The sequence below is a fragment of the Streptomyces sp. NPDC056503 genome (genome assembly GCF_042794995.1).
Lineage (GTDB): Bacteria > Actinomycetota > Actinomycetes > Streptomycetales > Streptomycetaceae > Streptomyces.
This window is the reverse complement of the sequence record NZ_JBHTST010000021.1, coordinates 69601-79943: the sequence shown is the minus strand read 5'-3', so window position 1 is coordinate 79943 and position 10343 is coordinate 69601. Positions and strand designations below refer to the sequence as shown.

10 protein-coding genes and 1 tRNA gene are annotated in these 10343 nt (G+C 74.1%); 7 read left to right on the top strand and 4 right to left on the bottom strand.

Features of this window, described 5'->3' with window-relative positions:
* Positions 1-26 precede the first annotated feature (26 nt).
* Entirely contained in the window at positions 27-491 is a 465-nt protein-coding gene (locus ACFQ8C_RS09330) for a GatB/YqeY domain-containing protein (RefSeq protein ID WP_383453927.1), read from the bottom strand.
* A 74-nt stretch (positions 492-565) separates the two neighbouring features.
* Between ACFQ8C_RS09330 and ACFQ8C_RS09325 the strand changes: the two genes are divergently transcribed.
* The 6 genes from ACFQ8C_RS09325 (at position 566) to ACFQ8C_RS09300 (ending at position 6161) form a co-directional block, all read left to right on the top strand.
* Entirely contained in the window at positions 566-1504 is a 939-nt protein-coding gene (locus ACFQ8C_RS09325) for a metallophosphoesterase (protein ID WP_383453924.1), read from the top strand.
* Positions 1505-1739: 235 nt separating this feature from the next.
* Positions 1740-1813 (top strand) — tRNA-Pro (locus tag ACFQ8C_RS09320).
* Between the two features lie 82 nt (positions 1814-1895).
* Positions 1896-2954 (top strand): PucR family transcriptional regulator, encoded by a 1059-nt coding sequence (locus ACFQ8C_RS09315; RefSeq protein ID WP_383453922.1) that lies wholly within the window; start codon positions 1896-1898, stop codon positions 2952-2954.
* Positions 2955-3196: 242 nt separating this feature from the next.
* The gene (locus ACFQ8C_RS09310) at positions 3197-3700 is read left to right on the top strand and encodes a hypothetical protein (RefSeq protein ID WP_383453919.1); all 504 of its coding nucleotides are present in this window, start codon (positions 3197-3199) and stop codon (positions 3698-3700) included.
* Between the two features lie 89 nt (positions 3701-3789).
* The gene (locus ACFQ8C_RS09305; RefSeq protein ID WP_383453916.1) at positions 3790-5328 is read left to right on the top strand and encodes an SPFH domain-containing protein; all 1539 of its coding nucleotides are present in this window, start codon (positions 3790-3792) and stop codon (positions 5326-5328) included.
* 92 nt (positions 5329-5420) lie between these two features.
* Positions 5421-6161 (top strand): alpha/beta fold hydrolase, encoded by a 741-nt coding sequence (locus ACFQ8C_RS09300; protein WP_383453913.1) that lies wholly within the window; start codon positions 5421-5423, stop codon positions 6159-6161.
* Between the two features lie 90 nt (positions 6162-6251).
* Here ACFQ8C_RS09300 and ACFQ8C_RS09295 read toward each other — a convergent pair whose 3' ends face one another.
* The gene (locus tag ACFQ8C_RS09295; protein WP_383453911.1) at positions 6252-7130 is read right to left on the bottom strand and encodes a glycosyltransferase family 2 protein; all 879 of its coding nucleotides are present in this window, start codon (positions 7128-7130) and stop codon (positions 6252-6254) included.
* Between the two features lie 374 nt (positions 7131-7504).
* Here ACFQ8C_RS09295 and ACFQ8C_RS09290 point away from each other — a divergent pair, with 374 nt between their 5' ends.
* Positions 7505-8725, top strand: coding sequence for a protein kinase (locus ACFQ8C_RS09290; RefSeq protein ID WP_383453910.1), 1221 nt, complete (start codon positions 7505-7507; stop codon positions 8723-8725).
* A 122-nt stretch (positions 8726-8847) separates the two neighbouring features.
* Here the strand turns inward: ACFQ8C_RS09290 and ACFQ8C_RS09285 are convergent, their stop codons facing one another.
* Positions 8848-9129 carry a hypothetical protein gene (locus ACFQ8C_RS09285; protein ID WP_383453907.1) on the bottom strand — a complete coding sequence of 94 codons (282 nt, stop codon included), beginning with the start codon at positions 9127-9129 and terminating at the stop codon, positions 8848-8850.
* A gap of 174 nt (positions 9130-9303) precedes the next feature.
* Positions 9304-10317, bottom strand: coding sequence for a YdcF family protein (locus tag ACFQ8C_RS09280; protein ID WP_383453905.1), 1014 nt, complete (start codon positions 10315-10317; stop codon positions 9304-9306).
* Between the last annotated feature and the right edge of the window lie 26 nt (positions 10318-10343).

Below are 10343 nucleotides of genomic sequence, written 5' to 3'. Positions count from 1 at the left end.
CCCTTCTCCTACGTCCCGGAAGGGCCTCAGCCCGCGAGCAGCTTCTTCACCGCGGCGGCGACACGGCCGCCGTCGGCCTGCCCGGCCACCTTCGGGTTCACGATCTTCATGACGGCTCCCATGGCGCGCGGCCCCTCGGCGCCGGCGGCCTTCGCCTCCTCGACGGCGGCGGCGACGATGCCGTCCAGCTCCTCGTCGGAGAGCTGCTTCGGCAGGTACGCGTCGAGGATCACGCCCTCCGCCCGCTCGCGCTCGGCCGACTCCGCGCGACCGCCCTGCTCGAAGGCGTCCGCGGCCTCGCGCCGCTTCTTCGCCTCCTTGGCGATCACCTTCTGCACCTCGTCCTCGGAGAGCTCGCGCTTGGTCTTGCCCGCGACCTCCTCCTTGGTGATCGCGGCGATGGTCAGCCGCAGGGTCGAGGAGCGCAGTTCGTCGCGGGCCTTGATCGCGGTGTTGAGGTCGTCCTTCAGTCGTGCCTTGAGCGTGGTCATGGCGTCAAGTGTGGCAGGTGCTCCCGGCGTACCGCCCGTCCATTTCCACCCCGCGGGTCTGGAACGATGGGGGAATGCGCGCACGGTACGGGATCCCCCTGAAGATCACGGCAGGCGTCGCGGCCACGGCCGCGGCCGGACTCGTCTACGCGGCGGGCTTCGAAGCCCGCTCGTTCCGGCTCCGCCGGGTCACCGTCCCCGTCCTGCCACCGGGCATGGACGACCTGCGGATCCTCCAGGTCTCCGACGTCCACATGGTGTGCGGACAGGACAAGAAGCGTGCCTGGCTGCAGAAGCTCGCCGGGCTCCGCCCGGACTTCGTGGTCAACACCGGCGACAACCTCTCCGACACCGGCGCCGTGCCCGAGCTGCTCGACTCGCTGGGGCCGCTCATGGAGTTCCCCGGCGTCTACGTCTTCGGCTCCAACGACTACTACGGCCCCCGCTTCCGCAACCCCGGCCGCTACCTCCTGGAGAAGGTCCAGGGCCGCCACGGGCTCAACGGCAACAAGCCGGTCGTCGGCGCCGTGCACAACCCGTGGGAGGAGATCAAGGAGGCCTTCGACGCGGCCGGCTGGGTGGACCTCACCAACACCCGCGGGCGGCTCAAGCTCCCCCAGGCCGACCTGGCCTTCACCGGCCTCGACGACCCGCACATCAAGCGGGACCGGTACGAGCGGGTGGCCGGCGGCCCCGACGCCTCGGCCGACTTCTCCCTGGGCATCGTCCACGCCCCGTACCTGCGCGCCCTCGACGCCTTCACCGCCGACGGCTACGAGCTGGTGCTCGCCGGGCACACCCACGGCGGGCAGCTGTGCGTCCCCTTCTACGGGGCCCTCGTCACCAACTGCGACCTCGACACCGACCGGGTGAAGGGCCTCTCCACCCACACCGCCGGCGGCCACACCTCCTACCTGCACGTCTCGGCCGGCTGCGGCACCAACCGGTTCACCCCGGTCCGCTTCGCCTGCCCGCCCGAGGCGACGCTGCTCACCCTGACGGCACGCGCCTGACCTCCGTACGGGGGCACACCCGCCCCCGTACCGCGAAGGCCATACCGCATCGTTTCGCCGCCGCCTTCCGCGCCCTGATCGCCCTCGCCGCGGTGACCGGGGCCACGATCGACCGCGTCCAGGAGGACCGCCTCCGACCTGCGGTGGCGGGGCGCCGTAACCGGATTTCGTCTCTGGGCGCGGGTGGGCTAAAGTAATCGATGTCGCCGCGACGTGAAGAACAAAGCAGCGACATCGGGGTGTAGCGCAGCTTGGCAGCGCGCTTCGTTCGGGACGAAGAGGTCGTGGGTTCAAATCCCGCCACCCCGACAGCCAGAGGTTCAGGGCCTGATCCGCGAAAGCGGGTCGGGCCCTGAGTCGTTTCCGGGGCCGGAAGAGGGCGGGGCCGACCATGACGGAGCCGTACGAGACGTACCTCGACGGGTACGCCGACATCCTGGCCGGGGTGTGCGCCACCGGCCGGCGGCCGAGCCGGGAGGAGCTGGAGGGGCTGCGCGCCCGGGGCGAGCGGGCGGCCGAGGCGGGAATCGGGCTGCGGGCACTCGTACGGGCCCATCTCGCCGCCGCGCGGGCCGCGCGGGGCGGGCTGCCCCGGGAGACCGACCCCGACCTGCTGCTCGCCGCCGTCGAGCAGTCCGTCGACGCCTTCGCCGAGGGGCACGAACGGGCGCAGAAGCTGGCGGTGCGCCAGGAGGAGGCCGCACGGCGGGAGTTCGTCGACGACCTGCTGTACGGGCGCAGCGACCTGGGACGCCTCGCCGAGCGGGCCGAGCGGTTCGGGCTGCTGCTCTCGCACGCGCACGCGGTGGCCGTCGCCCAGGCGCCCGAGCCGTTCGGGGACGGGGCGCCGGTCTCGCGGAGCGTGGAGTCCTCGCTGCTCGCCCGCTTCGGCACCCGGCGGATCCTCCTCACCACCAAGGACGGGCGGCTGATCTGCGTCGCCCCGGCCGACGAGCCCGAGGTCCTCGCCCACTTCGCCAAGCAGACGTACGCGACCGCCGACGACAGCCTCGTCGCGATCGGGCGCGCGCACCCCGGTGCCGGCGGCGTCGTCCACTCGTACGAGGAGGCGCTCGGCGCCCTCGACCTCGCCGGCCGCGTCGGCCTGGACGGGCCCGTGCTGTACGCCGCCGACCTGCTCGTCTACCCGGTCCTCGGACGGGACCGGCAGGCCATGGCCGACCTCGTCGGGACCGTGCTCGGCCCGCTCGCCACCGCCCGGGGCGGCCCGCGGCCGCTGCTCGACACCCTGCACGCCTACTTCGACGCGGGGTGCGTCACCACCGAGGCCGCCCGCCGGCTCGCGCTGAGCGTGCGGGCGGTCACGTACCGGCTCGACCGCATCCACCGGCTCACCGGCGCCGACCCCGGCGACCCGACCCAGCGGTACACGCTCCAGACCGCCGCGATCGGGGCGCGGCTGCTGGGCTGGCCGGACGAGGAGCTGTGAACCGTCCGTTTCCGGACGGCATCAAGAACGCGTAAAGATTGCCGGTCTCCGGCAATGCGCGGGTGAGCCTCGCGATGAAACGATCCTTCGGACGGCGGGCAGGGCGGTCGGCCGGACAGTCGGCCGGAAGTCGGCCGGGTCATCGGCCCGCCGGTCGGCAGAAGGCCGACCGGCGCCGACCGGCCCCGACCGGGCCGTCGGCAGGACCGCCGACAGGACACGGCAGCCGAAGGAGCGGGGACATGGTCTGGTTTCTCGGTCTCGGCATCGGGGGGCTGCTGCTCCTCGTCCTCAGCCTGGTCTTCGACGGGGTCCTCGAAGGGCTCTTCGACGGCTTCGGAGCGCTCGACGGGCTCCTGTCCCTGCCGGTGGTCGCCGGCTTCCTCTCGGCACTCGGCTTCACGGGGGCGCTCGTGCTCGGCACGACCGGCGCGGGAGCGGGGACCGCCACCGGCGCCGGCGCGGTCGCCGGGATCGGCGTGGGGTGGGCGACCTGGCGGTTCAGCCGGGCCCTGCTGCGCGACACCGGCGCGCCCGCGCCACGCGGCACGGACCTCACCGGCAGCACCGGATCGGTGGTCACCGCCGTCCCGGCGGACGGCTACGGCGAGGTACTGCTCCACCTGGCCGGCCAGCCCGTGAAGTACGCGGCGCGGGCGGACCGGCCCGTCCCCCGCGGCACCGAGGTCTGGGTCGAGTCGGTCCTCTCGGCGACCTCCGTCCTCGTGCGGCCCGTCGAACGCTGACCGCTGCCCGCTGACCGTCGGCCTCCGGCCACCGACTGCCGGATCCACTCTTCTCGTCACCGACCGAACCGACCGAAGGGGGGTTCTCCATGAGCCCTGTCCTGATCGCCGTGGTGGGCATCGTCGTCCTCCTCGTCCTGCTCGGCCTCGCCGTCGTCACCCGCTACAAGGTCGCGGGACCCAGCGAGGCGTTCATCATCACCGGCCGACGCGGCCAGAAGGCCACCGATCCGACGACCGGCCGCGTCTACACCGACAACAGCGGCCAGAAGGTCGTCGTCGGCGGCGGCGTCTTCGTCGTGCCGTTCGTGCAGCAGAAGTTCACCCTCGACCTCTCCAGCCGGCACATCCCGATCGCCGTCCGCGGCGCCGTCACCCTGCGGGGCGTGAAGGCCAACCTGGAGGGCGTCGCCATCGTCAAGGTCGGCGGCACCGAGGACTCCATCCGCGCCGCCGCCCAGCGCTTCCTCATGCAGCAGGACGGCATCGTCGGCTTCACCCAGGAGGTGCTCTCCGGCGCGCTGCGGTCCATCGTCGGCCGGATGTCGGTCGAGGACATCATCCGCGACCGGGCCGCCTTCGCCGGGCAGGTCGCCGAGGAGGCCGAGGCGAGCCTCTCCGGGCAGGGCCTGGTCCTCGACGCCTTCCAGATCCAGGACATCAGCACCGAGGGCTCCTACCTGGAGGACCTGGGCCGGCCCGAGGCCGCCCGCGCCAAGCAGGAGGCCGACATCGCCGAGGCCGAGGCCCGGCGCGCCGCCGAGCAGGCCCGGCTGAAGGCCGAGGAGGAGATCGCGGTCGCCCAGCGGACCCTGTACCTGAAGCAGGCCGAGATCAAGGCGCAGACCGACGAGGCCGCCGCCCAGGCCAACGCCGCGGGACCGCTCGCCGAGGCCGCCCGCCAGCAGGACATCCTCGCCGAGCAGGAGAAGGTCGCCGCCCGGCAGGCCGCGCTCACCGACCGCCAGCTCGACACCCAGGTCCGCAAGCCGGCCGACGCCAAGCGGTACGAGGCCGAGCAGCAGGCCGAGGCACAGCGCACCGCCCGGGTGAAGCAGGCCGAGGCCGAGCGGATGGCGGCCATCGCGGCGGCCGAGGCCGAGGCCGAGCGGGCCCGGCTCACCGGTGAGGGAGAGAAGCAGCGCCGCCAGGCCCTGGCGGAGGCCGAGGCCATCGAGGGCGCCAAGCGCGGCGAGGCCGAGCGGGCCCGGCGCGCGGCCATCGCGGAGGCCGTCCGTCTGGAGGGCGACGCGGAGGCCGGTGCCATCGCGGCGAAGGGCGCCGCCGAGGCGGAGGCCATGCACAAGCGGGCCGACGCGTTCGAGCGGTACGGCGACGCGGCCGTGCTCCAGATGCTGGTGGAGGTCCTGCCGCAGGTCGTGGCCAAGGCGTCGGAGCCGCTGGCCGCCGTGGACAAGATGACCGTCATCTCCACGGACGGCGCGAGCCGGCTGACCCGTACCGTGACGGACAACGTCGCCCAGGGCGTGGAACTCCTCTCCTCCACCACGGGGGTCGACCTGGCCGCCCTCCTCCAGGGGTTCACGAGCAAGGCCGTCCCGGCCGCCCCCTCGGCCGGTCCCCCGGTCGCCCCGCCGGTGAACGGGAAGGTCGAGATCACCGACTGACCCCGGACGACCCGACTCGGACCACCGTGGCCCCGCTCCCGCCGTGATAGGCAGGGGCGGGGCCGATTCGTTTCCACGGAAGGGGAGTCGGAGTGACGGGACTGCTGCTGATCCACGGGGCCGGGGGAAGCGCCGAAAGCCACTTCGGCGGGCTGACGCGCCGGCTCGGCGACCGATTCCGTTACGTACGGGGCCGGTTGCCCGACCGGGTCGGGATCGGGGCCGACGAGGCCGTGGACGGGTTCGTGGCCGCCGCGGACGCCGCCGGGGTCGGCGCCTTCGCCGTCTGCGGGTACTCGCTCGGCGCCCCGCTGGCCGTACGGCTCGCGGCCCGGCATCCGGAGCGGGTCACCGCCCTGGTGCTGACCGCGCCGTTCGCGTACCCCGACCACCGGATGCGGCTGGGCCTCGCCGTCTGGCGGGGCCTCCACGAGAGCGGGCGGCACCGGCTGCTGGCCGAGCACCTGGCGCTGACGGGGCTCGGCGGGACGTTCATGGAGGCGACCGACCCGGTCCGGCTGCGGGCCATGCTGATGCTCGCGCCCGCCCCGCCCGCCGGGACCCCGGCGCATCTGGAGCTCGCCGGGCGGATCGACGTACGCGAGGACCTCGGGCGGATCGCGGTGCCGGCGCTCGTCGTGGTCACCGCGGAGGACCCGCTCGTCCCGCCCGCCCGGCAACGCGCGGTCGCCGCCGCCGTACCGGGCGCCCGCACCGCCGAACTCCCCACCGGGCACCTGCCGTTCTGGGAGGACCCGGAGGCCTGGTCGGACGCCGTCGAGGACTTCCTCCTCGACCTCCCGGTGGCCGGTCGCGCCGGTCGCGCCGGATGACCGGCAGGCGGGACCGGCGGGCCGGGGCCGGGGCCGGGGCCGGGGCCGGGGCCGGGGCCGGGGCCGGGGCCGGGGCCGGGGCCGGGGCCGTCAGATGATCGGCGGGCGGCCCAGTCGCGTCATGCGGAACACCGTCGACCAGCGCATCGGGCGGCGCGGCCCGGCCGGCGCCTTCAGGCCCTCCGCGAAGCCGGCGAACCAGGAACGCAGGCCGCGCACCGAGCGGGTGCGGGCCACCGTGAGGAGGACCCAGACCGCCAGGTAGAGCGGGACCAGCAGGGCCGGGAGGTTCCGCTTGGCCAGCCACACGCGGTTGCGGGCGGTCATCCGGTAGTAGACGTCGTGCCGGGCCGGGCTGGTCTTCGGGTGCTGGAGCAGCAGCTCGGGCGCGTACCGGATCCGCCAGCCCGCGTCGAGGGCGCGCCAGGCCAGGTCGGTCTCCTCGTGCGCGAAGAAGAAGTCCTCCGGCCAGCCGCCGATCCGGTCGAGCATCGGCATCGACAGGCCGTGGCCGCCCCCGAGGAAGGTGGTGACCTCGCCGCCCCGCATCGGGTCCTTGGCGCCGAGCCGGGGGATGTGGCGGCGCTGCGTCTCGCCCGTCTCGTCGGCGATCCGGAAGGAGACGACGCCGAGCTTCGGCTCGGTCTCGTACAGGTCCACCAAGCGGCGGAAGACGTCCGTGTCGACCAGCAGGCCGTCGTCGTCGAGGTCGACGAGGACGTCCACGTCACCGAAGGAGCGGAGGGTGTCGATGGCCACGTTCCGGCCGCCGGTGACCCCGCGGTTCTCGGTCAGCTCCACGCCGGTGACGCCCTCGGGGAGCGCGGGCAGCGAGCCCGTGCCGTTGCCGACCACGACGACCCGGGCGGGGGGCTCGTCCTGCATCGCCACCGAGTCGAGCAGCGCGCCCAACTCGGCGGGGCGGGTGCCCATCGTCAGTACCGCCACGCCCACTCTCGGTCGCGCCACGGTCCACTCCGTTCCAGGTCGGGGTCGGGTCTCACGTACGGGCCGGCTCCCGCCGGCCCCACGGCACCCATTGTTCACCCTCCGGGAACCAGGACGGAACCAGGAAGGAACCCGGGCGGCCTCGGCAGCGGGAAACGCCGGACTTCCGGAACCCCCGGGGCCCTCCCTGACGTCCGTGCGTACGGCGGCGGTTGCACGGCGGTTCCGTCGCGGCGCCTCCGTGGTTCCGGCACGGTTCCGTCGCGGTTCCGTCGCGTTCCCTCGCGGCACCTCCGTGGTTCCGCTTCGGGGGGAGCGCGGCGAGCACGCACATGCGGCGGCTCTACCCTGGTCCTCTGCCGTCAAGTGATCGATTGTCGAAAGGGCGTCTCCTGGTGCTGGTCGCGGACCGATATCGGCTTCACGGGTGCATCGGCCGTGGCGGCATGGGCGAGGTGTGGCAGGCCACCGACGAGGTCCTCGGTCGTGCCGTCGCCGTGAAGCTGATGCTGGCGCAGTCCACCGACCCCTCGGGCGCCGACCGCTTCCGCCTGGAGGCGCAGACCGCCGCCCGGCTCAGCCACCCGCACGTCGTCGGCGTCTTCGACTTCGGCACCTGGGACGGCAAGCTCTTCCTGGTGATGGAGCTGGTCGAGGGCGACAGCCTCGGCTCCTCCCCCGCCCAGCCCCTGGTGCTGCCCGCCGAGCGGGTCGCCGTCGTCGCCGCGCACGCCGCCGCCGGCCTCGCCGCCGCCCACCGGCAGGGCGTGGTCCACCGCGACATCAAGCCCGGCAACCTCCTCATGGACGCCGAGGGCACGGTCAAGCTGGCCGACTTCGGCATCGCCCGCTTCGTCGACGACCCCTCGGCCGGGCTGACGACGACCGGGCAGATCGTCGGCACCGGCCTCTACCTGGCCCCGGAGCGGGCCCTCGGCAAACCCGCCTCCCCCGCCTCGGACGTGTACTCGCTCGGCTGCGTGCTCTACCAGCTGCTGACCGGCCACCCGCCCTTCCGCGCGGACACCGCGACCGCGCTGCTGTACCAGCACATCGACAGCGCCCCGACCCCGCCGAGCCGGCTCGGCGTGGTCCTCACGCCCGCCTTCGAGGCGTATCTGCTGAGCCTGCTGGCCAAGCAGCCCGAGCAGCGTCCGCCGGCGCAGGCCATCGCCGACTGGTTCGGCTCCGGCGCCTGGCGGGAGTACGCGCCCCGGCCCGCGGCCGCCGCCATGCCCGGGGCCGTCCACACCCCGCCTTCCCACACCCCGCCTTCCCACACCGCGCCTTCCCACACCCCGCCCGCGCACACGGCGCCCGTGCCCTCGCCGGCCACCATGCCCGCCCCGCGTACGTCGAGTCCGCGTACGTCGGGTCCGCGCGCGTCCGGTGCGCACACGTCCGGTGCGCGGACGCCGTCTCCCGGCCCGACGGCCGCGTCCGCCCCGGTGGCGGGCGGATCCCGGCGACGGGCGCCCGAGCGGGCCGGGGCCTCCGGCTCCACCGGGGGCGCGCTCGCCGAGCTGTCCCGCCGGCGGCCCCGTAAGACGGCCGCCGTCGCCGGGATCGTCGCCTTCGTCGTCTTCCTCTTCATCGGCATGGCCTGGCTCTCCTGACCGGGCCGTACCACCCGTCCTGCCTGTCCTGACCTGCCTGCCTGTCCTGACCTGCCTGCCTGTCCTGACTGCCCTGGCCGGGCCTGCCCGTCGCCTGCCCGTCCCGCCTCCGGCGTCCGGCGTCAGTACAGCCGTGGTGCCATGACGTGCGAGTCGAGGTCCCCCTCGGCGATCAGGAGACAGCGGGGGACGCCCGGACCCGAAGTGGCGCGCACCGTCGCCGGCGTCGGCGGGTCCGTCGGCAGCTCGATCGGGACGACCAGCGGACCGTCGTCCCGGATCGTCGCGTGACCGGTCTCCTTGCCGTCGACGAGCACCTCGACCACGGGCCGCAGTCCGGTCTCCACGGTCGCCGAGACCGAATGCCCCCGGTAGTCGATGTGGAAATGGTGGCGTCGCCTCATGGGGTCACCTCCGCGGAAGGATCCCGGACGCCTCCTCACAGCGCCCTCGGACACCTCCGTCCCTCCAGCGTAGGGACGGAGGGCCCGCCCCGCCCCTCCGACGCCGTTCCGGGGGCCCTGGGGGGCCTCCCCCTCCCTCCCCCTCCCCCCGCCCCTCCCCTCCCCCGCCGGGCGTCACCCCGTGACGGCGAGCCCCAGGCAGCCGACGGCGACCAGGACCGCGCAGACGGTCAGGTTGACCGCCCGGTGCTCCAGGAAGACCGCGGCGAACTCGCGGATGGTGGCGCTCGGCCAGAAGTACGCGGCGGTCGGCGAGCCCACCACCTGGCCGTCCACCCCCGCCTTGCGGGCCAGCAGGGCGGCACGGAGGGCGTGGAAGTCGTTGGTGACGATCACGCAGCCCGCGCCCGGCCGCTCCGCGTCCATCAGCTCCTTGCTGAACAGCAGGTTCTCCTCGGTGCTCCGGGAGCGGTCCTCGCGGAGCACCCGGTCCTCGGGGAACCCCCGCTCCACCAGGTAGGCGGCCATGGCGTGGGACTCCGGCAGCTCCTCGTCCGGGCCCTGGCCACCCGAGGCGATCAGGAACGGCGGCCCGTCCTGGCCGCGCGCGGCCAGCCGCTCGTACACCTCCCGGCCCCGGTCGAGCCGGCTCGCGAGGAGCGGCGGCACCCGCCGCCCGCCGATCAGCCCGGAGCCGAGGACCACCACGAAGCCGGCGTCGCGGCGCAGTCTCATCCGGCCGTACAGGAACGCGTATCCCACGAAGCAGAGGAAGAGGAAGGAGACGTACCCGAGGACGAGCAGCAGGGTGACGGCGACGACGCCGAGGACCCGGGAGTGGGTGAGGACCGCGACCGCCATCAGCCCGAGCACACCGAGGATGCCGAGGCCGGCGAGGAGCGAGAGCAGATTGGCCAGGCTTCTGCCCTCCTTGCGGACCATCGTGACGCCGTTGGCGCACAGCAGCACCGCGAGGACCACCGGACCCAGGCCCAGCACCAGCAGGAGGAGGACGAGGACCGTCTCCGTGAGGCCGTGGGGCAGGTCGTCGACGGCCGAGAGCAGACCGAGGCCGAGGAAGGTGACGGCGAGACCGAGGTACACCGCGTTCCCGAAGCGGCGGCGGTCGCGCAGTACACCGACCCCGAAGAGGAGGAGGAACAGGGCGGACACCGCGAAAGCGATCATGCCGTCATCGTAGGCAGCCCGTCCCC